The 22,039-nt window shown below is 64.4% G+C and carries 21 protein-coding genes and 1 tRNA gene; 15 read left to right on the top strand and 7 right to left on the bottom strand.

Going from position 1 to position 22,039, the window contains the following annotated elements; translation table 11 throughout:
• Positions 1-25: 25 nt before the first annotated feature.
• Positions 26-1,747: a MobA/MobL family protein gene (locus R5H29_RS22290; protein WP_329848902.1), complete on the top strand. Its 1,722-nt coding sequence runs from the start codon at positions 26-28 to the stop codon at positions 1,745-1,747.
• 20 nt (positions 1,748-1,767) lie between these two features.
• On the opposite strand, the gene R5H29_RS22285 is transcribed toward R5H29_RS22290, so the two are convergent.
• Positions 1,768-2,106: a helix-turn-helix transcriptional regulator gene (locus tag R5H29_RS22285; protein WP_329848900.1), complete on the bottom strand. Its 339-nt coding sequence runs from the start codon at positions 2,104-2,106 to the stop codon at positions 1,768-1,770.
• Positions 2,107-2,174: 68 nt separating this feature from the next.
• Here R5H29_RS22285 and R5H29_RS22280 point away from each other — a divergent pair, with 68 nt between their 5' ends.
• From R5H29_RS22280 to R5H29_RS22255, 6 genes are all read left to right on the top strand, one after another.
• Entirely contained in the window at positions 2,175-2,540 is a 366-nt protein-coding gene (locus tag R5H29_RS22280) for a hypothetical protein (RefSeq protein ID WP_143570044.1), read from the top strand.
• A 302-nt stretch (positions 2,541-2,842) separates the two neighbouring features.
• A complete protein-coding gene (locus R5H29_RS22275; RefSeq protein WP_329848897.1) occupies positions 2,843-3,007 on the top strand; it encodes a hypothetical protein in 165 nt (54 codons plus the stop codon).
• Between the two features lie 51 nt (positions 3,008-3,058).
• The gene (locus tag R5H29_RS22270; protein ID WP_329848895.1) at positions 3,059-3,724 is read left to right on the top strand and encodes a hypothetical protein; all 666 of its coding nucleotides are present in this window, start codon (positions 3,059-3,061) and stop codon (positions 3,722-3,724) included.
• A gap of 1,296 nt (positions 3,725-5,020) precedes the next feature.
• A complete protein-coding gene (locus R5H29_RS22265; RefSeq protein WP_329848893.1) occupies positions 5,021-6,028 on the top strand; it encodes a hypothetical protein in 1,008 nt (335 codons plus the stop codon).
• The gene (locus R5H29_RS22260) at positions 6,025-6,954 is read left to right on the top strand and encodes a hypothetical protein (RefSeq protein ID WP_188250283.1); all 930 of its coding nucleotides are present in this window, start codon (positions 6,025-6,027) and stop codon (positions 6,952-6,954) included. The genes R5H29_RS22265 and R5H29_RS22260 overlap by 4 nt, the downstream gene beginning before the upstream one ends.
• Positions 6,939-7,673 carry a hypothetical protein gene (locus tag R5H29_RS22255; RefSeq protein ID WP_143570068.1) on the top strand — a complete coding sequence of 245 codons (735 nt, stop codon included), beginning with the start codon at positions 6,939-6,941 and terminating at the stop codon, positions 7,671-7,673. The genes R5H29_RS22260 and R5H29_RS22255 overlap by 16 nt, the downstream gene beginning before the upstream one ends.
• A 90-nt stretch (positions 7,674-7,763) precedes the next feature.
• Here the strand turns inward: R5H29_RS22255 and R5H29_RS22250 are convergent, their stop codons facing one another.
• The 3 genes from R5H29_RS22250 to R5H29_RS22240 all read right to left on the bottom strand — a co-directional run bounded on the left by R5H29_RS22250 (position 7,764) and on the right by R5H29_RS22240 (position 11,460).
• Complete coding sequence (locus R5H29_RS22250; protein WP_099476067.1) at positions 7,764-9,344, bottom strand: site-specific integrase; 1,581 nt, start codon at positions 9,342-9,344, stop codon at positions 7,764-7,766.
• A gap of 106 nt (positions 9,345-9,450) precedes the next feature.
• Positions 9,451-9,524 (bottom strand) — tRNA-Gly (locus R5H29_RS22245).
• A gap of 115 nt (positions 9,525-9,639) precedes the next feature.
• Positions 9,640-11,460 carry an autotransporter domain-containing esterase gene (locus R5H29_RS22240; RefSeq protein WP_026347045.1) on the bottom strand — a complete coding sequence of 607 codons (1,821 nt, stop codon included), beginning with the start codon at positions 11,458-11,460 and terminating at the stop codon, positions 9,640-9,642.
• Between the two features lie 240 nt (positions 11,461-11,700).
• Between R5H29_RS22240 and thiS the strand changes: the two genes are divergently transcribed.
• From thiS to R5H29_RS22220, 4 genes are all read left to right on the top strand, one after another.
• The gene (gene thiS / locus R5H29_RS22235) at positions 11,701-11,901 is read left to right on the top strand and encodes a sulfur carrier protein ThiS (RefSeq protein ID WP_019660184.1); all 201 of its coding nucleotides are present in this window, start codon (positions 11,701-11,703) and stop codon (positions 11,899-11,901) included.
• A 106-nt stretch (positions 11,902-12,007) separates the two neighbouring features.
• Entirely contained in the window at positions 12,008-12,802 is a 795-nt protein-coding gene (locus R5H29_RS22230) for a thiazole synthase (protein ID WP_164144899.1), read from the top strand.
• Positions 12,802-13,536 (top strand): tRNA (guanosine(46)-N7)-methyltransferase TrmB, encoded by a 735-nt coding sequence (gene trmB, locus R5H29_RS22225; protein WP_329843466.1) that lies wholly within the window; start codon positions 12,802-12,804, stop codon positions 13,534-13,536. Before R5H29_RS22230 ends, trmB begins: the two co-directional genes overlap by 1 nt.
• 27 nt (positions 13,537-13,563) lie before the next feature.
• Positions 13,564-15,411, top strand: a complete 1,848-nt coding sequence (locus tag R5H29_RS22220) for an SLC13 family permease (protein ID WP_019660187.1) — start codon at positions 13,564-13,566, stop codon at positions 15,409-15,411.
• 157 nt (positions 15,412-15,568) lie between these two features.
• Here the strand turns inward: R5H29_RS22220 and R5H29_RS22215 are convergent, their stop codons facing one another.
• On the bottom strand, positions 15,569-15,904 hold the full coding sequence (locus R5H29_RS22215; protein WP_111098281.1) for a Rieske (2Fe-2S) protein: 336 nt from the start codon (positions 15,902-15,904) through the stop codon (positions 15,569-15,571).
• 178 nt (positions 15,905-16,082) lie between these two features.
• On the opposite strand from R5H29_RS22215, the gene R5H29_RS22210 reads away from it, so the two are divergent.
• From R5H29_RS22210 to R5H29_RS22195, 4 genes are all read left to right on the top strand, one after another.
• Positions 16,083-16,364, top strand: coding sequence for a hypothetical protein (locus R5H29_RS22210; RefSeq protein WP_332329871.1), 282 nt, complete (start codon positions 16,083-16,085; stop codon positions 16,362-16,364).
• A 75-nt stretch (positions 16,365-16,439) separates the two neighbouring features.
• Positions 16,440-17,156, top strand: coding sequence for a fumarylacetoacetate hydrolase family protein (locus R5H29_RS22205; RefSeq protein ID WP_019660190.1), 717 nt, complete (start codon positions 16,440-16,442; stop codon positions 17,154-17,156).
• A gap of 54 nt (positions 17,157-17,210) precedes the next feature.
• Positions 17,211-17,615, top strand: coding sequence for a large-conductance mechanosensitive channel protein MscL (mscL, locus tag R5H29_RS22200; protein WP_019660191.1), 405 nt, complete (start codon positions 17,211-17,213; stop codon positions 17,613-17,615).
• Positions 17,616-17,859: 244 nt separating this feature from the next.
• The gene (locus R5H29_RS22195; protein WP_329843465.1) at positions 17,860-19,281 is read left to right on the top strand and encodes a M28 family peptidase; all 1,422 of its coding nucleotides are present in this window, start codon (positions 17,860-17,862) and stop codon (positions 19,279-19,281) included.
• Positions 19,282-19,445: 164 nt separating this feature from the next.
• Here the strand turns inward: R5H29_RS22195 and R5H29_RS22190 are convergent, their stop codons facing one another.
• Positions 19,446-20,279, bottom strand: a complete 834-nt coding sequence (locus tag R5H29_RS22190; RefSeq protein WP_019660193.1) for a TrmH family RNA methyltransferase — start codon at positions 20,277-20,279, stop codon at positions 19,446-19,448.
• The gene (locus R5H29_RS22185) at positions 20,280-21,791 is read right to left on the bottom strand and encodes an alanine/glycine:cation symporter family protein (protein WP_332329870.1); all 1,512 of its coding nucleotides are present in this window, start codon (positions 21,789-21,791) and stop codon (positions 20,280-20,282) included.
• Positions 21,792-22,039: the final 248 nt, after the last annotated feature.

Raw genomic sequence — 22,039 nt, 5'->3', positions numbered from 1 at the left:
CTGCGGTGCATCGGAGCTTTGGGCAGTGGCGATCTACAGCGTTCAAGTGAAAAGTCTCAGCCGAGGGAAGGGCGACAGCGCGACCGCTGCCGCCGCTTACCGGGCTGGTCTCGACCTGGACGATCCCAGCGGTGCACGCCACAGCTACAGCCGCAAAACCGGCGTGCTTTCCGTGGACATGCTGGCCCCCACTAAGGCGCCGGCGTGGGCACTGGATCCGCACCAACTCTGGTCCAAGGTTGAAGAACACGAGACGCGGAAGAACGCGCGTGTCGCGCGCGAGATGCTGATGGCCCTGCCCCACGAACTTACGCCCGAACAACGCCGGGCGCTGGCTCGGGACGTCGGCCAACTGTTGGTGGAACGTTACAGCGTGGCTGTGCAGATCGGTCTCCACGCCCCGGACAAGGGAGGCGATGAGCGGAACTACCACGCGCACATTCTCATGACCCCTCGCCAAGTGGGCTCAACCGGGTTTGGCGACAGCGCGGCCAAGGTCCTGGATGAGTTCAAGGCAGGTGCTCAGGAGCTGAAAGCACTACGGGCCTTGATCGGTGAGCGCATCAACGATGCCCTGAGCGCTGCCAGCCAATCGGCACGCGTGGACCACCGCAGCCTGCGCGACCAGCAAGGCAGCGCCATCGAAGCGGGCGATTTCTGCGCCGCCGCCAAGCTGGACCGCCAGCCCTCCAGGCACGAAGGCAAGGCGGTCACCCAAGCCCGCCGAAGGGGCGAGCGCCTCCCTCGAGCAAAACGCAACGATCGCTTGAAGACGGCGGGGGAGCGGCGATTCAACCAGCACTCCCGTCGCTTCGAGGAAATCAAAGCCAAGGCCGCTGCCGAAGGCCGATTGGCAACCGTGGACGAACAAGCCCTGCATGCCCGCGCACTGGTAGAACGCCGCAAGGCAGGGGCTCAGCGGTTGCAGGCTGCGACCGACGCCCTTCTCGTTCCCACCCCACCCAAAGCCAAGACGGGCGTTCCGGCACGTGAGGTCCGTCGCGCTTCCCTCCAACCCGGATCCTCAGTGCCCAAAAGGACCACTCGGGTGATCGGTCACCGGGGGAAAGAGGCAGCGGCCAAACTGCCTCCGCAGGTCCACACCCGGGTCACCGGTAACGGAACGAGGGAAAGCGAACAAGCGGCCCACCTGGCCAACCTGTGGCTGGCTCAGGTGGAAAAAGACGTGGCCGATCTGATCCGGCGTGCCCTGGCTTGGGCTCAGAACCATGCCGATCCCCTGCCCCGCTCGCTGGCCCGGGACTACCTCTCTGCCGAGGGAGAAGCCCAGTTGACCCTCGTCGTACGAACCCAAGCGGCGGCCGACCTCAAACAGGCCCGACGGGCCAGACACGACGCCCGCTACTACCGCGATCAAGGCGAAGCGGGATTGAAGGGCAAAGACAGGCTCGCCCAGCGCTTGGGCTGGACGCCCAGGACCCTGCGGGACCTGCAAGACGCGGTGAAACTGACCGAAGAGCAGGCGGTCTACGCCAAGCAAGCCGAGCACTTGGCGATCACCGCTCAGGAAAAGGCAACCCAAGAAGCAGAGCACCAGCGCCAGCGCCTCCTCCAAGCCTTCCAGAAAGCACATCCCACGGAGGACTTCCGGTTCCCGGACCAGTGGCCGCCTGTGGCGCGGTCGCCCGCAACAGAGCAGTCACCAAGCAAGCAGCCTGGGGCGGACACCGGCATTCTGCCTCCGCGGTGGAAGCCCCCGCACCTTCGACGGCCGGGACCGCGCTAAGAACGCAAATGCGCGTCCTGTCAGGGTGCGATGCTGTCGCCGGTGTATCCCTTGATGAGGCCCAACACCTCTTTTTGCTGCTCAACGGGCAGTCTGGCCACCAACAAAATGACTTCCGCCAACACATCCGAGCTCGCGTGGAAGTAGGCCGGCGGCACGCCAAGCGCCTTGCTTAGGGCCTCCAAGGTTTCGCCGTCGGGCTCTCGCTCCCCACGTTCGTAGCGGGACAGGCGTGAAGAAGCCGATTTCTCATTCATGCCGATCAACGCCCCCAGTTCGACCTGCGACAACCCGGCAGCCTGACGCGCTGCACGGAGGCGAAGGCCGAAGACAGAGATTGCGGGCAACGGAGCGGGCATGGGGGACGGGCAATGGATCAGCTCCTTAGTCTGCACGGACTGGCATGATAAGGCACGCATCTGCCAAAATGGCAGATGCCGCCATCCGGTGGACTGCCAAGGAATTGATCATGAAGCCCGTTCGCACCGTGCTCGCATCGCTTGTTGCCGCGTTGAGCCTTTCTGGATGCAGCAGCAACCAGCCGTCCGTCGAAGAAGCCCAAACTGCCATCGGGGCCACCTTCACTCAGGTTTCCAGTGGATCCATGACCGTGATCGGCTATCGGGACTTCACGCTTTCAAACTGCCGAAACGCCGCCCCCTCTGAGGGGGTCGTTTGTGACCTTGGAGGAGAGGTGGTCCTCAATGTGTCAGGCGCCGAACTGGTGCGCCCGATCGTGGAGCCCGTTCGTTTCAGCAAGTCCCATGGCACTTGGACCGCCCACAGGCCCTGACTATGAGCTCTTACGCGAACGTGGGCTGCGCGTCTGTTCTTCTCGGAGGGGCCGGTCTCGTCTTCGTCGGTGGCGGCTTGGAGATGCTCCAGAACGGAAGCTCATTTGGGTGGCTGGCGGTCTTGGGAGGCATTGGCACCTGGCTGGTGCTGGCCTTCCTCTTCTAGATCACCCAGCGGGCCAACCGTCGACGGGCGTGGATCAACCGCCAGCCGTTCCCCCACTACGCAGAACAGGGCCTCCCCCGTGGGGGCTTCTGGCGGGGCTTCCTCTGGACCTGGGCCGGGGTCATCGCTGTCCACATGCTAGTGTTCCTGATCAGCGGCTTCGCCGAACTGCTGCCCAATCCCGAGCAGGTGCGCGGGTGGATGGCACTGGCCGGGCTCGCACTGGTGCCTGCGCACGTGGTGCTGCCCATGTTGGGCGGCATCGCCTATAGCCTCATCCACTCTACCTCCGTCCGCTAACTCACCGCTCAACGCTAGAATCCGGCCAAACCCCGGCCACTGAGGCAAGGCATGTCTATTGCACCCGCGCCCCCCGTCTTCCCTGATCTTCCCGAAGACAACTATGGAGTCCATGTGGATGGTGATATGGACGCAAAGCGGCTTCAATACTTAGTCGCCCAAGTTGGAGAGGCCAAGGTCAGGAAAAGCGCCGAAAAGAGCAAGTTCAAGCCAATATTTGTTTCAACGCTGCTGAAGCGATTCCAAATTCGCGTGCCGACGCACATATACGCACGAATCAACATCCCTTTCCACAGAGTTTATGTCCTTGTCGTGCCAGCCGAGGCCAAGCTCAAGGTTGGACAATCTGGATACTGGACTCAGCGTGCCTATGCTTTTTCCAGGGGAAAACTGGAGGAACTGGACCTCGGTCGCAGCGTAGGAATAAGTTTCAGCGGGGAAAGGGCGATAGCCCTTGCAGCTGAACAAGCAGTGCTTTCGGAATTTTCCGCGTATAAAGTTCCACCTCCGAACTACGTAGCCTATGGAAGCGGAGGGCATAAAGAATGGCTTTCCTTGGACGCATATGACGCTGTCATAGATCAGATCCGCGCGTTTGAAGCCGACCAACCTCGCCCCATTCTTACGCTTCGGGACGCCCTCTTGTTCGACAGCCTCCTGTGGAGCAACGACACAAACTTACCCATCCGCCCAACTTCCATTCCTAAAGGGTCATAGGAGGCAACAAATCCAAAATGCGGCCTAACCCCGCTAAAAATAGCCTCGGTTACAGCACTTCCCTGCATCTGGAGGCCTTTAGCCTATGAGTGCGCATCCGCGCAAACGGAGGTTAAGAGTGGAGAGCAACAGAAGGAAGGCGTTGTCGATTGCCCTACAGGTTAAGGGCATGGTGTTCCTAGCACCCGCATGTTTGGAAATTTGGCAGGGAGTGATGCTTCCAATGGACGCAATCACTGCATCGCTACTGATGCTTGCAGGTATCTTGATGGGGAAGAACGGAACCGCCAGCTAAAAAAACGCCCCCGGCTTGACAAAAGCCGAGGGCGTTTTACTTTGAGTTCACGGCCCCCGAGTTTGACCGACTCGGAGGCGAGCAAGGTAGTGACAGCTACGACATGCCCAGGCACTGGCCCCTCAAGGCCACTCTAGCAAGCCTCGGATGGACCGCAAGCCTCCCTCTCTTCCTCTCCTCCCCGTCTGTCAGCCCAAAGGCCGTTGGTAGCCGTATCACGGTGCCGGTGGAGTGACCGGCGGTGCACAACGCAATCCTGGGAGCCCAGTGCGGGCTTGGACTGACCATCACCAGCGTGCACCGGTTTTAAAGCGAGGGGACACAGGGCGCGGTATGGCCTGGCAACTCGCGCCAGCCAGGTAACGCAGATGTCGATGGTAACTGGGGAGTACTCAATCTGGCCCCAGCAGCGTCTCCCATTCGCGGTCCCGTTACCAATGGTTCGTTGCTAGGAGAAGCCCCAGGAAAAACGCGCCTGGGCACGGGAAAAGTAAAGCAACACCGGAGAGACGCCCTCGCATGGGGGTGACAGGACCCGGACCCGGCGCGACTGATCGCGTGAACCTGTCGAAGCGGTGCAGATTAGGGAATCACCGCGCCCTGAAGTGCTGGGGGTCGCCGCCACGGGACCGACGCACGGGCCAAGTCACCCCACCGCTTTAGTCAGCGGGGTATGGGGAGACTTTGCCCTTCGGCTGGAGGGGACACGGAGGGGACCCGACAGCCGAAGGGCAAAGCAGGGGGGGGCTTTGGCAAAGCTATTGGGGTTTAAGGAAAAGCTTGTGCACGCTTTTCCCGTTTTCGAAAAGCAGATCGGGCGAAATTTTTTTCCCAAGTTCCGCTTTCACCCGCCCGCCCCTTGAACCATGCAGCTCGGCTGAGCGTGCGCTGCGATCGCTTTCGTGGGGAAGCACACCACTCACAACCATCCAAGACGGTGACAACTGTAACGAACGGCAGTGCACGCTCAGGCGCTGGACTTCACTCGCCTGGAACGCGCCGTGACACTGCACTACATTCCTTCTCCCCTGATCCGATCAGCGGGCGAAGCACAGATCTGGGGCACCCACGGCGTCGTGGTTTCGCAACCCCAACCACTGCGCTCCGAAGCATTTGAGCTGCGGCAGGCTTACGAGCCCAAGCTCCTGGAGCCGGACCTTCACCCGCTCCTGCTGCTTTCGTCACGACTGAATCGGGTTCACTCCCAAGCTTACAACGGGGACTTCCTGCTGCCCGTCAGCGCCGGCGAAAAAGCCCACAAGGCAATCGCGCCCCTGAGCCCAGCGGATCTGCGCACAACCGACGCCTTGATCGCCTCACTGGCGTCCGCAGCAGGTCTACAGGCACCTTCGCTTCGATCAGATCGTGCCTGGGTGGCAGGACGAGGCCCCAAGGAGGCGGTGCTCGTGCTGCCACCGGTCGCGGTCGTCAATCCGCTACTCGCCAATCTCCTGGCCACCCTCTCCCAGCACCAATCCAACTGCAGCGAGCACCTCGACGAGGCGCTGGCGCATCAGCTGCTGACGATCCACCCTTTGGCCGATGGAAACGGACGGATCACACGTTCCTTGCTGATCAAGCTCGCCGCTCGCAAACGCAGTTTGTTCCCGCTCTACATTTGCTGGCTGCTGATGTTTGACAAGTTGGCAACCGTTGCTTCGTGGAACGACGCCTCCCTCACCGGGCAGCACACGCCCGAGCCCGCAAGGATGCAGCGGTGGTTGGCAGCGGCGCGCGCCCTAGTCTCCGTGTGGCAAGAAGCACGAAGAGAACTGGACGTCAGGGCAACTGACGCCCTGCTGTTCACAGGAGCCGTGACCGAAGACGCCGTGCGGGCCGTCAGCGAGAACTGTTCCCCACCGCTTGCCCGGCGAATTGCCTCGACCTACGCCGCATCCCCCCTCCCCTCCAAAACAGACCTCGAAGAAGCCATTCAAACATGCATTGGAACGTGCAAGAAGCTCGCATCGCCCGCTTTGAAGCCCCCAAGGACTGATGGTGATTCATGAAGAACAAACCGACGTTAACTCCCGAAGACATCTCCACATCGCAGAACCTCAAACGCCAGATCCGCGACATCCTTCGCATCTCACTGATCGTGGGCGGGTCATTGCTCGCAGCCCAATCAGGCATGGCCGACACCACCAACGACCGAGGAACGACCAACCTTCCCCCCGTTGATGCGATACCGCCTCCCTACGTCCCCCCCTACACCCCCCCCATGGATCCTCCTTCGGTTCCCGGAATTGGGGGCTACGATCCAGGCGAGGGAGGTGGTGGTGGGGGCAGTTCCTCCCCCCCCTCGGCAGACACTTGGAAACAGCGGGTTTGCGCAGAACACATTGCCAGGAAGCCCGCCTCCTGCCCTGCACGCATCCCGTTCCCGTCGGGGGCCAGCTACGCGAAAGATCGCTTGCCTGGCGCTTCTTGGGGGGCAAAGTCTACTGTCCTGATGGCGATTTCCTTCAGCGAAGGCCGAACTCACGGGTTTGGTCGAACCGTGCCGCCTGATCCGAACGCTCAGGCTTCCATGAAGGACGCCCTGGAACGCCAAACCCAGAATTACGCCAACCTGACAAAGGACTTCAACAGCGCAACCGGGGAGTTTCGCTACGCGGTTATGCATGCATGCGAACAGCAGCTTCAAGCATCAAGCGCGACCAGGGCGGGCATAAACATCACCATTCCTGAGTCATACTGTCTCGGCATCCTTAAGGCGATAGACGATGAGGTGGGGGCACCAGGCCTCGTCGAGACCTTCGTAGAATGGGCACGTCGCTACGGCGTGCCCGTGGAGGAGTACATCACCCCGCAAGGGGCAGGTGCGGTTGAGCTGGAGAAATCCCTGAAAGAGAAATGGAAATTTGTTTCTGAAGATGCCCAGTGCTCAACATGGTGGACGCAACTGGACCAACAGCAATGTTCAATTCCTTGACAGGTGAGCGCATGAAAAACTTCGCAATCGTGGCCATGCTTGCCTGCGCACTTTCCGCTTGCGCGGATAAGTCCCCCCCCGCAGCGGACGTTCAAACGACCGAACAGAAAGCCCAGCGGGACGACCATACACCCAAAAGCGAGACCCCACGCCCCACGCCATCCTCCAACGCCGGCGCAAACGCAGCCGAGCGCTCTGCCGAAGTTCAGCAGAGGCTGTGCCCTGCGGTGGATCCGTCCTGTGCGAGCGCCGGCCCGCTGAGCGCTCGCTCTCCGGCCGAGGCCCAGTGGTTGATTCAGCATGGCTATCCCTCCGAACAGGAAAACGCCAAGTTGCATGCCGCCAGCCTGCAGTCCCTCCAAGAGATGGCAGCGTCTGGCAACAGACCGGCCGCCGTTGTCTACGCGGAGAGAATTGCCCTGGAGGCCGGGAAGTTCACGGAAGGCTCCGTGCTTCTCTATGAGCAAGCCAAGTCAGGCAATTTGTTCGCTTACTATGGGCTATCCAAGATCTACTACGACGACCCCAGCCATGGCTCCTTGGTGGACAGCGCCGCGTATCTCAAGGTCGCCTACTTACTGGGTGACTCAAGGGCGTCGGAACTGCTGGATCGTCCGAAACTTGGCACCGCTGAACTGTTGTCAGCAGACAAGCGAGCGGCAGGGCTGCTAGAGACGTTCTCAGGCGGCGTGGAACGCTCTCCTCGCCCGCTGGAGTAAGCATGGGCTTGTAGAGCGGTAACCGCTCTGCTCACCGCCAACGCCAGCAAGTGAGTAGAAGCTCCAGTGCAGCTTCGGGAAGGCCCCCACTCACCTGGGGGCCTTTTTCTTTCCTCCGCGCCGACCAACTTCCCGCAGCTTCTGCTCGGCCGAGCGCAACGCCAAGTCAAACTGCCCCGGTTGATAGCGCGGCAACACAACCGGCGGCGAGAACTTGCCCAACGTCGCCACGCGGTCCGGCAGAGTGGAGCGGTGAATGTAGTGCTTCTCCAAAACCGTCTGCCCCGCAGCATGGCCGGTGACCGCGCCTATGGCCGCTGCCGACGCACCCGCGGCGTCGAGGCGATCGGCCAAGGTGTGGCGAAAACCGTGAAAGCCCTGCCCCTTTTCCTCGACGCCTTGCCGCTTGATGTAGGTGGAGAACTGGCGCGACAGCTGCCTGCCAAATCCCAGACCGGTGCTGTTCGGTAGATTGGGGAACAACTGCACATGGCCTGCGGCCTTGGCCTCCTGCACGTAGTCCAGGAACCCGGCCTCCAGCACGGGTTGCGCCAAGGGAATAAAACGGCGCGAATGCTTGCCCTTGATCCGTTGGCCCCTGGCCACCACCCGGACGTAGAATCCGGGAACGCCATCGACCGTTGCGATGTCATCCACTTGCAACTGAGCCACTTCGTTGACCCGTGCACCGCTGTAGAGCCCGAGCATCGGACCAAACCACCGATGCGGATACTTCGACGCCCAGGGAACAAACGCGCTTCCAAAAATGGCGCCCAACTCGCTGTCGGTGAAGGGAGATCCCCTGTCTTCTTCGTCCGGGGTCGCCACCGCTCGAACGCCTGCCAATGGATTGACCTCCACTCGCTTGGCCTCGACCAAGGAGATAAAGAACACCGACAGACGCTGGCGGTGCTTTTTGATGGTCCAGGCGGCCGGCTCGGGCTCATCGTTGGTCTTTGCCAGGGCCATCACCTCCAGCACCGGCATTCCTCGGTAAGCAGGCCGCTTGGATGCATTCGAAGGCCACCATCGAATTGCGCTGAAGAACTCGCGCACGTGATCTTGCGAAAGCTCGGACACAGGCAGATCTTCCCCTACCACGCCAGCAAACAACCGCAACGTGTGACGGCTCTCCAGAACCGTCTTTGGCTGCAACTTCGCGTTGGTCAAATCCGTCAGGTGGTTTTCGATGGCCTTAGACAGTGACAGTCCAACCGAACGACCTGTCGCCTCCCTCTTCGCATGCGCCTCCTGCTGCTTGAGCAGAAAATGCTCAGGAAGCAGGCCGATGCTTTCTACTGGATCGGCGCTGGCCATCTTTTCGAGGGTCTCGCGCCAGAACGCCATGTCTTCCGGCGTTTTGATCTCCACCTCAGTCACGCCCGCGCCGTTGGGGAACGTGATCCCTTTCAAGATCAGCTGCTGAACACCATTCCGCCGCACCCTGCGTAACACCTCGTCGATGTCCACCGCCTGCCCCTGTCTCAATGCTTGGAATGCCTGAGAGAGTGCCATGCCCATGCGGGCAGCGACCAGCCTGGCCACGTCTCCGAAGGGAGCGTGCAACGGACGAACGAGGAAGCGCGAGCCAACCAATGCTCGCAAGTCTTTCGGGACGAGAAAACGGGCATAGACCCCGCTTGGTCTGGCCAAAAGCAATGGCTTTGGCATGTTTGGCGATACCTCAAACGATACCCAGGAAGGTCGTTTGAGAGGCCGTTATCCAATCCAAAAACCCTCGCGCCTCCAGACACTTAGCGCGGATCTCGGTCTTGATTGGAGCGGGCGATGGGAATCGAACCCACGTCAGTAGCTTGGGAAGCTACAGCTCTACCATTGAGCTACGCCCGCGTTGCGGTGGAAAGTCTATGCGCTGGGGCCGGTGTTGCGCAATGGTGCCCCCGCATCAGAGCGGGGCCGGATCCCCTTCGTTCCCGAAAGGGATCCGGCCCCGCCTGGTTTCTGCTTAGAAGCTGCCGCTGAAGTTGGCGAACAGCGTCGCGTCCTGGGCACGCTTCTGCCCGGCCGAAGCGCTCAGGCCGAAGTTGCTCTGCAGGCCGAACAGCTCGGTACGGGCACCCAGCACCACGGTGGCGTAGTTCTTGTCGAAGTTCAGGCCCGGCACGCGATAGCTGCCCAGTTCCGGCAGGGTCTGCAGCCATGCGCTGGCCTGCTTGGTGTCTTCGAACTCGTGGTCGTAGGTCACCTGCGCGTACGGCTTGACGGTGCCGCCATCGAAGCGGGCCTGCCAGCCGATGCGGCCGACGGTCGAATCGACGTTCTGGCGGTCGTAGCCCAGTGCGGTGGCCAGGGTGCCGGCCGCAGCGCTTTCGGTGTAGCCATCGATCTTCACCTTCTGCCAGATCACCGAAGCAATCGGGCCGTGGCGGAAACCGCCTTCGGTGCCGAACTCGTAGCCGGCGTTCAGCGCGGCGGTCAGGTTGCTGCCGTCCGGCGAACCGCCGTGCTCACGAGTGGCCGGGCCCAGCTGGACCTTGCGGTTCACGTCATAGGACAGCCAGGTGTAGCTGACCTGGCCATTGATCCAGATGCGGTCACCATACCAGCCGGCGAACAGACCGGCAGTGGTGTCCTTCTGGGTGAAGTCGCCACGGCTGTTGCCGAAGTCTGCGTTGAGGCGGCCGAAGCCGGCGAAGCCGCCGAACACCATGCCGTCGCGTGCCCAGTCGATACCGAACAGGCCGGCGGGCGCCAGGCCGTCGTACAGGTCGGCATGGTCATAACGCTGCAGGTCACCGCGCACGCCGCCCCACCAGGACAGGCCATCGGCCGGGCGACCACCCAGGTGCATGCTGACCTGGTCGGCACGCGAACGGCCGATGGTCTGGGCCGAGTGGCTCAGCACCTGCTGCAGACGCGGGCCTTCCAGCACCGAGACAGCATACTGGCCCAGCAGCTGATGGCCGGCGGTGGTCGGATGCACGCCGTCGGCGAACAGGTAGGTGTTGGCTGCATCCGGGCTGACGTAACTGGTCGGGTTGCAGCCGATGATGCTGGCGGTGGAGTTGTTCGGATCGATCCTGCAGGCGGTGCTGGTGACGTTGGTGAAGCCGTACATGCCCGGATTGGCAGTCACTTCGCGCAGGATGCTGAAGGTATCGAGCGGAATGAACTCGATGCCTGCCTGCTTCAGGCCACCGTACAGCGCCTTGTTGTAGCCGGCCGACAGTGCGGTGGCGGCGGCGGCATTGGGGCCGCGGAACTGCGGGGTGATGCCCACATCCGGCAGGTTCGGTACCAGCACGTACTGGGCACCAGCCTGCTTCAGCGCACCTACCAGCGCGATCTGGTCGGTGACCGCTGCGCCGATGATGCCCTGCACCTGGGCCTGCGACGCGCCACCTGCCGCCGCACGGGTGGCCGCAAACAGATCATTGGCGCCTCCCCATACGGTGTACAGGGCGTTGCCGTCAGCCTTGCCACCGTTCGCGGCAAGGTAGCGGGTTGCTTGCGACTTCAGCGACGGAATCACGCCCAGGCCACCGGCCTCGTCCACCGATACCCGGGCACCGCCCACGGCGTAGTTGTCGCCACTCTGGCCGTTGCCGTTGGCACCCCCGTTGAGGCCGTAGTAGTTGGCGACCTGCTGTGCCCACACCCAACCCGGGTTGGTGGTGAACTGGCCGGTGACCGGCTGCACGCCCGGATCGAGCAGCGGCCGGAAATAGCCGGCGTCGGTGAGGCTGTCGCCGAAGAACACGGCCTTGGAATACGGACTTTCGCCTGCCATGGCCGGCAGCGCGGCGAGTGCGATCGCAGCCGCCATCAGGGAGCGGATCGGGTGTTTGCTGAGCTGCATCTAGGAACTCCTGTGGGGTAAATAGGTTGGAATCCGGCACACGTACGCCGGCGCACGGTCAATGGTTTCACCGGGCCGCCGTTTGCTCACGCTGCGCCGCCGCATGGATTGTCGCCTGAGCACGCCGAAGCCTGCTGTGCTGGAGCTGGCGCCCCGATCAAATTGCAAACGTTCCGATCACGAAGGGCTATAAGCGACAATGCAGGAATGAACATCCAGCTCAACGGCGAACCCCGCACCCTGCCCGCCTCGGCGACCCTTCACGACCTGCTCGAGGCCGAGCAGCTGCTGCAGCGCCGGGTGGCAGTGGAGGTCAACGGCGAGATCGTCAGCCGCAGCCGCCATCGCGAGCATGTCCTGGCTGAAGGCGACATTGTCGAGATCGTGCACGCGCTGGGTGGGGGCTGAGGCCTGTCCGGGTTTGCCGGCCAGCGGCCGGCACTACCCATGCCGATCCACGGCCGGCACGCCATTGCGTGATCCCATCTTCAGGCGGATAGGCGATAATCGCGCCATGAACGTTCATGTCTCCCCCGATTCGCTGGTGATCGCCGGCAAGACCTATGGCTCGCGGCTGCTCACCGGCACCGGCAAGTTCAAGGACCTGGAAGAAACCCGCCTGGCCACCGAGGCTGCTGGCGCCCAGATCGTCACCGTGGCCATCCGCCGCACCAACATCGGGCAGAACCGGGGCGAGCCGAACCTGCTGGACGTGCTGCCACCGGAGCGCTTCACCATCCTGCCCAACACCGCTGGCTGCTACACCGCCGAAGACGCGGTGCGTACCTGCCGCCTGGCCCGTGAGCTGCTGGACGGCCACAACCTGACCAAGCTGGAAGTGCTGGGCGACCAGAAGACCCTGTACCCGGACGTGGTGCAGACCCTCAAGGCCGCCGAGCAGCTGGTCAAGGACGGCTTCGAGGTGATGGTCTACACCTCCGACGACCCGATCCTGGCCAAGCGCCTGGAAGAGATCGGCTGCGCCGCAGTGATGCCGCTGGCCGCGCCGATCGGTTCGGGCCTGGGCATCCAGAACAAGTACAACCTGCTGCAGATCATCGAAGACGCCAAGGTGCCGATCATTGTTGATGCCGGCGTGGGCACCGCGTCGGATGCGGCGATCGCGATGGAACTGGGCTGCGACGGCGTGTTGATGAACACCGCCATTGCCGGTGCGCGCAACCCGGTGCTGATGGCCACTGCCATGCGCAAGGCAGTCGAGGCCGGCCGCGAGGCTTTCCTGGCCGGGCGCATCCCGCGCAAGCGCTACGCCAGCGCATCCTCTCCGGTGGACGGGCTGATCGGCTGATGACCAATCCTTTTGAAAGCGCCGGCTCCAAGGCCCCACCCAAGCCCTTCACCGTAAGCGAGGGCCGCCGCGAGGTGCGCAGCTTCGTGTTGCGCCAGGGACGTTTCACCCCCGCCCAGCAGCGCGCGTTCGACGAACGCTGGCCGCGCTTCGGCCTCGACTACACCGGCCAGCCGCGTGACCTGGATGCCACCTTCGGCCGCCCGGCACACAAGGTGCTGGAAATCGGCTTCGGCAACGGTGCCGCGCTGCGCTTCGCCGCCCAGCACGATCCGTCGCGCGACTACATCGGCATCGAAGTGCACGCCCCCGGCGTGGGCCGGTTGCTGAACGCGCTGGCTGAGGACAATGCCGACCACGTGCGCCTGTACCACCATGACGCGGTGGAAGTGCTGCAGAACGAGATCGCCGATGGCGCGCTCGATGAAGTGCGCATCTACTTCCCGGACCCGTGGCACAAGAAGCGCCACAACAAGCGCCGCCTGCTGCAGCCGGCATTTGCCGAGCTGCTGGTGCGCAAGCTGCGCCCGGGTGGCCGCCTGCACTGCGCCACCGACTGGGAAGACTACGCCGAGCAGATGTGGGACGTGCTTGACGCGACTGCCGGCCTGGTCAACCGCGCCGGCCCGCGTGGCAGCGTGCCGCGTCCGGACTGGCGCCCGCAGACCCACTTCGAGACCCGCGGCCAGAAACTCGGCCACGGCGTCTGGGACCTGCTGTACGACCGCACCTGACGATCGCCTGAGGACGCCGCGCCCCACATGGATACCGCGCTGACGCTGACCAACGACATGAAGCTCGTGCTCGGGCTGGTCGGCTTCACGATGGCGATGTTCCTGTTCGAGCGCATCCGCGCCGACGTGGTCGCGCTGGTGGTGCTGGTGGTACTCGGTGTCACCGGCCTGATCGCGCCGGAGGAGATCTTCGGCGGTTTCTCCGGTAACGCGGTGATGAGCATCATCGCCACCACCATCCTCGGTGCGGGCCTGGACCGCACCGGGGCGCTGAACCGGCTGGCCGCATGGCTGCTGCGGCGCGGCCACGGCGTCGAACAGCGGCTGCTGATGATGACCACCGCCATCGCCGGCCTGAACTCGTCCTTCATGCAGAACCCGTCGGTGATGGCCTTGTATCTGCCGGTCGCCTCGCGACTGGCAGCGCGCACCGGGCTGACGATGCAGCGCCTGCTGCTGCCGATCTCGGCGGCGATCGTGATGGGCGGTGCGCTGACCATGGTCGGCAATTCGCCGCTGATCCTGCTGAACGATCTGCTGGCCTCGGCCAACAACAACCTGCCTTCCGGCCTGGCCACCATCGAGCCGCTGCGCATGTTCGCGCCGCTGCCGATTGGCGTGGCACTGCTGATCGCCTCGCTGCTGTACTTCCGCTACTACGGCGACCGCAAGCTGATCGAGGAAGAAACCCTGGTCAACGACGGGGTCACCCCAGCACGCACCGAGAGCTATTTCGCCAAGACCTATGGCATCGAAGGCGATGTGTTCGAGCTGGTGGTCAGCGCGGAAAGTCCGCTGGTGGGCATGACCCTGGGCGAGGCCGAGAACCTGCACGACGCCCCGTTGCTGCTGGCCCTGAAAACCGGTAATGACACCCGCCTGGCGCCGCCGGCGGAGATGCGCATCTGGGTAGGCAGCGTGCTCGGTGCGATGGGCCCGCGCCAGCAGATCAACGATTTCGCGCAGAACCAGTTCCTGCGCATGTCTTCGCGCCTGAAGCACCTGGGTGACCTGTTCAACCCGAGCCGCGCCGGTATTTCCGAGGCGGTGGTACCGCCGACCTCGAACGTGATCGGCAAGAGCGCGGCCGACCTGCGCCTGCGCAAGGAGCGTGGCATCAGCCTGCTGGCGATCAACCGCGACAAGCAGGTGATCCGCGAGGACGTGCGCGACGTGCAGTTGCGTGCAGGCGACATGCTGGTCTTCCACAGCATCTGGACTGACCTGGCACAGGCGGCCAAGAGCCGCGACTTCGTGGTGGTGACCGACTATCCGACCGGCGAGCAGCGCCCGCACAAGTTCAAGATTGCGATGGCGATCTTCGCGCTGACCATCCTGATCGCGCTGACCAGCAAGCTGCCGGTGGCGCTGACGCTGATGACCGGCGTGGCCGGCATGCTGCTGACCGGCGTGCTGCGCATGGACGAGGCGTATGCCTCGATCAACTGGAAAACGGTGTTCATGATGGCCGGGCTGATCCCGCTCGGATGGGCGATGGACTCCAGTGGTGCGGCGGCATGGGTGGCCGGCCACACCATCGACAAGCTGCCCACCGGCATCCCGGTGTGGGTGCTGGAGGTGGCGCTGGCACTGCTGACCACGGCGTTCTCGCTGGTGATCAGCCATGTGGGCGCGACCATCGTGATGGTACCGATCGCGGTGAACCTGGCACTGGCGGCGGGCGGCAACCCGACCGCGTTCGCGCTGATCGTGGCGCTGTCGGCGTCCAACAACCTGATGACGGCCTCCAACCCGGTGATTTCGATGATCACCGGCCCGGCCAATTACACCCCGCGCGAGATGTGGCGGGTCGGCGGACCGTTGTCGCTGATCTACACCTGCGTGGTGGTGTTGATGATCAACCTGATGTTCTGAGGGTTGGGTTTGTTGGCAGGGCTGCGCCCTGCACCCGCAGAAGCCGAAGCAACAGCAACAGCAACAGCAACAGCGTGCATTCCGTGGGATGGCGGGGTGGGTCCACGCCATGCGTGGAGCCTTTGTAGAATCGAGCCGTGCTCGACTGCTTCCGGCCTCAGGCCAGATAGACCTGCCCATCGCGGATATCGACCGGCACCGCACGCAGGCGGTCGCCCTTGCACGGGCCGGCAATGCAGTCGCCGCTGTCCAGCGTGAACGAGGCGCCATGCGCGGCGCACACCAGGTGGCCCTCGCGGCTCTTCAGGAACTGGCCCGGGGCCCAGTCCAGGCGACGGCCGGCGTGCGGGCAGATGTTCAGGAATGCGCGCACCTGCGCGCCGTCGCGGTACAGCACCAGCGATTCGGCATCGCCATCGATCACCGCTTCGACCTCGGCAAACGCGCCATCGGCAATGGCATCAAGGGCGATCAGGGCAGCAGCGATAGTCATGGCGAAAGCTCGGACGGTAAACCGGAATTGTCGCATGCCTGCTCAGGTGACTGGCTGCGACATGAACACAAGTCATTGATCCGTAATAAGCACAGGCTATATTTAACGAGTTTTTCACTCAATGACAGTGGCGCCTCCCGATACTCTGGTTTCGCTGATCCCAGCCTATCGAGCCGCCATGTTCAATCGCGCATCCGCCTTCAACCAGTTCCGCACCCTGTTCGCGCCGCGCAAGCCGCGCCATCCGCTGGTGCGCGTTGCCGTGGGCCTGCTCGGCCTGGCGATCCTGGCCGCGATGGTGTTCATCGGTGTGTTCGTCGGTGCCGCGATGATCCTGGTTGGCTTGGCATGGAAGCTGCTGGCCTCGCGCAGGCCGGGCGCCGCGCGTCCGGTGGACCCGACCGTGGTCGAGGGCGAGTACCGCGTGGTGCGCAAGCCGGTGTTGCCGGCCTCGCGCTGATCCAGGCCTTCCGCGCCCGCTGACGGCGGGCGCCATGCGTTCTAGACTGCGGGCACGCCCTTCCTGGATGCCCGCATGTCCGATGTCTCCGATGTGATCCCTGCCGTAGCCCTGCCGCGTGTACCGGTAGCCGGTGGCGGCAGCTTCCCCGTGCACCGTATCTACTGCGTCGGCCGCAACTTCGCCGACCACGCCCGCGAAATGGGCGCGGCGGTGCCGGCGGCCGATGACCGCGGCCGCCCGATGTTCTTCAGCAAGCCGGCCGACGCCATCGTGGTCGGCCACGACGATGCCATCCCCTATCCGCCAGCAACCGCCAACCTGCACCACGAAGTGGAACTGGTGGTGGCGATCGGTCGCGATGCGCCCGCCGGCGAGCTGGCCGTCGCCGACGCCGATGCGCTGGTCTACGGCTACGCCGTCGGCCTGGACCTGACCCGCCGCGATCTGCAGGCCGCAGCCAAGGACAAGGGCCATCCTTGGGATGCCGCGAAGGGGTTCGATGCCTCCGCGCCGATCAGCGAAATCGTGCACGCCGAAGAAGTCGGCGACCTGGCTGCGCTGAACCTGTCGCTGGAGGTCAACGGCGAGGTGCGCCAGCAGGCACTGCTCGACCAGATGATCTGGAACGTGCCGGAGATCCTGCATGAGCTGTCCAAGCTGTGGCAGCTGCGTGCCGGTGACCTGGTGTTCATGGGCACCCCGTCCGGGGTGGCTGCGCTGAAGCCCGGCGACCGCTTCAGTGCCCGCCTGGAAAACGTGGCCGAGCGCCACGGCGTGATCGCCGGCTGACGTCACCTGCGCTACCCTGCGCGCTGTCCACTTCCCCACCGGAGAAAAACAACAATGGGAATGCTCACCGAGTTCAAGGAATTCGCCATGCGCGGCAACGTCATCGACCTCGCCGTCGGCGTGGTGATCGGCGCGGCCTTCGGCAAGATCGTGACGGCGCTGGTCGAGAAGATCATCATGCCGCCGCTGGGCCTGCTGATCGGCAAGGTGGACTTCTCGCAGCTGGCGTGGACGCTGTCGCCGGCACGGATCGGCCCGGACGGCAAGGAGATTCCGGCGGTGGTGATCGGCTACGGTGATTTCATCAACACCCTGATCCAGTTCGTGATCGTGGCCTTCGCGATCTTCATCGTGGTCAAGGCGATCAACCGCCTGTCTCGCAAGAAGGAAGCTGCACCGGCCGCACCGGCCGAGGAAGTGGTGCTGCTGCGCGAGATCCGCGACAGCCTGAAGAAATAAGGTATCGGGCGCCGACGGGCGCCCCTCCCACCTGTAGAGCCGAGCCCACGCTCGGCTGATCTGCAACAGGCAGCCGAGCATTGGCGCGGCTCTACAGAAGCAGGCGAAAGCCCCGCCCCGGCGGGGCTTTCGCTTTGCTGCATCTGGCGGGAAACAGCATCCGCGCCAGCCATGACCTCCCGCCCATGCGCCGGGCTGAACGACTGTTAAGCTCCAAGGCTTAGGTCCCTTCCCGGAGTTGTCCATGCGTCGCCGCGTTCTTGCCATCGCATCCTCCCTCGCCCTGCTGGCCGCCCCGGCCTTCGCGGCGCCGCACACCACTACCCTGCCCCCGGCGTCGCTGGCCACCGCCGCACAGCTGCGCGACCAGGCCTTGGCCGATGACACCGGCTGGAAGGTGGTCGAATCGCTCACCACCGAGATCGGCCCGCGCATCGCCGGCAGCGAGGCTGACGCCCGCGCCGTGGCCTGGGCCGAAGCCAAGTTCAAGGCACTGGGCTTCGACAAGGTGTGGAAGGAACCGGTGACCTTCCCGAAGTGGGAGCGCCGCAGTGAACACGCTGCCGTGACCGGCAAAAATCCGCAGCCGCTGCAGATCACCGCACTGGGCGGCAGCCCGGGCGGCACCGTTGAAGCCGAGGTGGTGCGCTTCACCGACCTGGCCGCACTGCAGGCGGCGCCGGCCGGTTCGCTCAAGGGCAAGATCGCCTTCGTCGATTACCAGATGCTGCCGTTCCGCGATGGCCGCGACTACGGCCGCGGCGGCGCGATCCGCAGCAAGGGCCCATCCGAGGCGATCCGCAAGGGCGCGGTCGGTTTCCTGATGCGTTCGGCCGGCACCGACTCGCACCGCGTGCCGCACACCGGCATCACCCGTTTCGATGACGGCCTGACCCCGGTGCCGTCTGCGGCACTGTCGGTGCCCGATGCCGACCAGCTGGCCCGCCTGCTGGCCCGTGGCAGCACCACGGTGAAGGTGGCGCTGGACTGCGGCTGGGATGGTACGGCGACCTCGTACAACGTGATCGGCGAGATCACCGGCCGCAGCCTGCCGAAGGAAGTAGTGGTGATCGGCGGGCATCTGGATTCGTGGGACTTGGGCACCGGCGCGGTGGATGACGGCGCGGGCGTGGGCATCACCATGGCCGCAGGCCACCTGATCGGCCAGCTGAAGCAGGCACCGAAGCGCACCATCCGCGTGATCGCCTTCGCCAACGAGGAACAGGGCCTGTATGGCGGCAAGGCCTATGCCGAAGCGCACGCGAAGGACGTGGCCCTGCACCAGCTGGCCGCCGAGAGCGACTTCGGCGCGGGCCGCATCTACGCCTTCAATACCGGTTCGCCGAATCCGGAAGGCTCGCGCGAAGCGACGAAGCAGATTGCCGAAGTAATGAAGCCGCTGGGCATCGAGTACCAGGCCGACAAGGGTGGCCCGGGCCCGGACGTCGGCCCGCTGGCTGCCAAGGGGGGTGCGTGGGCGTGGCTGGCGCAGGACGGCTCGGACTACTTCCACCTGCACCACACCGCCGACGACACGCTGGACAAGATCGACCCGAAGGCGCTGGCACAGAACGTGGCCGCCTACACTGTGTTCGCCTACCTGGCGGCGGAAGCCGATGGCAGCTTCGGCAGCGAGGCCAAGGCGACCACGCCGCCGAACGAATGATGCGGTAGCGCCGGGCCATGCCCGGCGTTTGCGGCGGGAAGAGCGGTGCGAACCAGGGTTCGCACCCACCAAGCCAGATCCCGCATCGGTAGCGTCGGGCCAATGCCCGGCAAGCGCAGCGGCACGAGCGGTGCGAACCAGGGTTCGCACCCACCGGGCGTCACTCAGCCGCGGCGGCTCGCCCACTGCGCCAGCAGCACGGCCGTGGCGGAAGCGACATTCAGGCTTTCCACCGCGCCGCTGCCCGGAATCGACAGCTGCTGGTCACACTGACTGGCCAAACCGCGATCCATGCCTTCACCTTCCGCGCCCATCACGTAGACCAGGCGGGCCGGCAACGACGCGCGGAACACGTCATCACCGCCCTCGACCAGGGTCGCGGCCAGGCCGAAACCGGCTGCGCGCAGTTGTGCCATTGCCTGAGCGGTCTCCGGCAGCTGCACCAGCGGCACCGCTTCGGCGCCGCCTTCGGCCACGCGCGCGGCGGCGCCGGACAGGGCCAGCGTGCTGCCGGCCGGCAACAGCAGCGCCTTGGCACCGAAGTGCGCGGCCGAGCGCAGGATCGCGCCGAGGTTGTGCGGGTTGCCCACGCCATCCAGCCACAGCGCCAGCGCCGGGCCGTCACCGACCTGCTGCAGCCACTGCGCCAGCGGCAGTGCCGGTGCGCGCAGCATGTCGGCCACCACGCCTTCGTGATGGGTGGTGCCGGCCAGCTTGTTCAGATCGCCATCCTCGACCACGCGGTAGCCCACGCGGTTGGCCACGCACCACTTCAACAACGGCTGCAGGCGCGGAATGCGTGCTTCCAGCAGGTACAGCTTGCGCAGCGCCTGCGGCCGCGCTTCGAACGCAGCCAGCACGGCATTCAGGCCGTACAGACGCAGCTCATCGCTGCCACCGCGCCCACCACCGCCCGTGGCCGGCACCTCCGGGCGCGGCAACGGCGTTGCGCGCGGCGGACGGGCGGACGGGCGGCGGTTGTTCCAAGGGTTGTTCACTTACACACTCTCCTGCTTGCGCTGGCGCCAGAAATCGGCGTCCTTGATGCCCAGGGCATCAGGGTCGAACACCGGATCCAGGCCCAGCTTCTTCTGTCGTTCGTAGTCACGCAGGGCCAGCATCGCCGGCTTCTGGATGATGAGGATGGCAATGATGTTCAGCCAGGCCATCAGGCCCACGCCGATGTCGCCAAGCGCCCAGGCCAGGGTGGCATTGTGGAACGCGCCGAACACCACCATGCCGATGATGCCCAGGCGCAGCACCAGCACCGTCAGCGGGCGCTTCCTGTTGTGGTTTACATAGCTGAGGTTGGTCTCGGCCATGTAGTAGTACGCCATGATGGTAGTGAAGGCGAAGAAGAAGATGGCGATGGACACGAATGCCGAACCCCAGCCCGGCAGCACCGCTTCCACGCCGGCCTGGGCGTAACCGGCGCCTTCGGGAATACCGGCCAGGCCCTGGAAGATCGGCGGTGCGCTGGCACCTGCCGGCGAGTACACGTTGTAGGTGCCGCTGGCCAGGATCAGGAACGCGGTGGCGGTGCACACCATCATGGTGTCGAAGTAGATGGCGAAGGCCTGCACATAGCCCTGCTTGGCCGGGTGCGAGACTTCCGAGGCGGCCGCTGCATGCGGGCCCGAACCCTGGCCGGCTTCGTTGGCGTAGATGCCGCGCTTGATGCCCCACTCCACGGCCAGGCCCATCATGGCGCCGAATGCGGCATGCGTGCCGAAGGCACTCTGGAAGATGATGCCGAACATTTCCGGCACGCGGTCGTAGTTGATGACCATGATGATGATGGCCATCAGGATGAAACCGGCAGCCATGAACGGCACCACCACTTCGGCGAAGTTGGCGATGCGTTTGACGCCACCGAAGATCACCACGCCCAGCAGCAGCGCGACCACGATGCCGATGCCCAGCTTCAGCGCCTGCACCGATTCCATGCCGAAGGCCTGGCCGTCGAGCGGCCCGCACAGCGCGGTGCCACGGCAGGCGTTGATGATGCTGTCGGCGATGGCATTGGCCTGCACGCCCGGCATCAGGAAACCTGCGGCGATGATCGTGGCGATGGCGAAGGCCAGCGCATACCACTTCAGGCCCATCGCCTTCTCGATGTAGTACGCCGGGCCACCGCGGTAGCGGCCTTCGGCGTCCTTGGTCTTGTAGATCTGCGCCAGGGTGCATTCCACGTACGAGGTGGACGCGCCGAGGAAGCCCATCACCCACATCCAGAAGATCGCCCCGGGGCCGCCGAAGGCGATGGCGGTGGCCACGCCGGCGATATTGCCGATGCCCATGCGGCCGGCCATCGACATGGCCAGGGCCTGGAACGAGGACACGCCGGCGTCGGATTTCTCACCCCTGACGGTGAGGCGGCACATTTCGAAGAAGCCACGGATCTGCATGAAGCGCGTGCGCAGGCTGAAGAACAGGCCGGCGCCCAGGCACACGAAGATCAGTGCCTTGCTCCAGATGATGCTGTTGATGAAGTGTACGGTTGCTTCCACGCGCGCTCTCTCCAGTCGGCGGGTTGTAAGGACGTCCCGTCGGCTGGAGGGGACCGGTCGATTCTCCCTGATCGAAGGCCGCTGCGGTAGCGCTGTCGTGGGGGGCGGGGGGCCGGCCCCCCCGCGGGGCTGGGCCGGGCCCCCCCACGACCGCGCTACCGCAGCGGCCTGCGATCAGGGAGAATCGACCGGTCCCCTCCAGCCGACGGGACGTCCTTACAACCCGCCGACTGGAGAGAGCGCGCGTG

The sequence above is a fragment of the Stenotrophomonas sp. A3_2 genome, assembly GCF_036624925.1.
GTDB classification, from domain to species: Bacteria; Pseudomonadota; Gammaproteobacteria; order Xanthomonadales; family Xanthomonadaceae; genus Stenotrophomonas; species Stenotrophomonas hibiscicola.
This window is presented reverse-complemented; position numbering and strand designations above follow the sequence as displayed.

Excerpts from the sequence above, each read along its gene's own strand:
- R5H29_RS22285 (WP_329848900.1), bottom strand. The coding sequence starts at position 2,106 with ATGCCCGCTCCGTTGCCCGCAATCTCTGTCTTCGGCCTTCGCCTCCGT.
- R5H29_RS22280 (WP_143570044.1), top strand. The coding sequence starts at position 2,175 with ATGGCAGATGCCGCCATCCGGTGGACTGCCAAGGAATTGATCATGAAG.
- R5H29_RS22275 (WP_329848897.1), top strand. The coding sequence starts at position 2,843 with ATGCTAGTGTTCCTGATCAGCGGCTTCGCCGAACTGCTGCCCAATCCC.
- R5H29_RS22270 (WP_329848895.1), top strand. The coding sequence starts at position 3,059 with ATGTCTATTGCACCCGCGCCCCCCGTCTTCCCTGATCTTCCCGAAGAC.
- R5H29_RS22260 (WP_188250283.1), top strand. The coding sequence starts at position 6,025 with ATGAAGAACAAACCGACGTTAACTCCCGAAGACATCTCCACATCGCAG.
- R5H29_RS22255 (WP_143570068.1), top strand. The coding sequence starts at position 6,939 with ATGTTCAATTCCTTGACAGGTGAGCGCATGAAAAACTTCGCAATCGTG.
- R5H29_RS22250 (WP_099476067.1), bottom strand. The coding sequence starts at position 9,344 with ATGCCAAAGCCATTGCTTTTGGCCAGACCAAGCGGGGTCTATGCCCGT.
- R5H29_RS22240 (WP_026347045.1), bottom strand. The coding sequence starts at position 11,460 with ATGGCGGCTGCGATCGCACTCGCCGCGCTGCCGGCCATGGCAGGCGAA.
- thiS (WP_019660184.1), top strand. The coding sequence starts at position 11,701 with ATGAACATCCAGCTCAACGGCGAACCCCGCACCCTGCCCGCCTCGGCG.
- R5H29_RS22230 (WP_164144899.1), top strand. The coding sequence starts at position 12,008 with ATGAACGTTCATGTCTCCCCCGATTCGCTGGTGATCGCCGGCAAGACC.
- trmB (WP_329843466.1), top strand. The coding sequence starts at position 12,802 with ATGACCAATCCTTTTGAAAGCGCCGGCTCCAAGGCCCCACCCAAGCCC.
- R5H29_RS22220 (WP_019660187.1), top strand. The coding sequence starts at position 13,564 with ATGGATACCGCGCTGACGCTGACCAACGACATGAAGCTCGTGCTCGGG.
- R5H29_RS22215 (WP_111098281.1), bottom strand. The coding sequence starts at position 15,904 with ATGACTATCGCTGCTGCCCTGATCGCCCTTGATGCCATTGCCGATGGC.
- R5H29_RS22210 (WP_332329871.1), top strand. The coding sequence starts at position 16,083 with ATGTTCAATCGCGCATCCGCCTTCAACCAGTTCCGCACCCTGTTCGCG.
- R5H29_RS22205 (WP_019660190.1), top strand. The coding sequence starts at position 16,440 with ATGTCCGATGTCTCCGATGTGATCCCTGCCGTAGCCCTGCCGCGTGTA.
- mscL (WP_019660191.1), top strand. The coding sequence starts at position 17,211 with ATGGGAATGCTCACCGAGTTCAAGGAATTCGCCATGCGCGGCAACGTC.
- R5H29_RS22195 (WP_329843465.1), top strand. The coding sequence starts at position 17,860 with ATGCGTCGCCGCGTTCTTGCCATCGCATCCTCCCTCGCCCTGCTGGCC.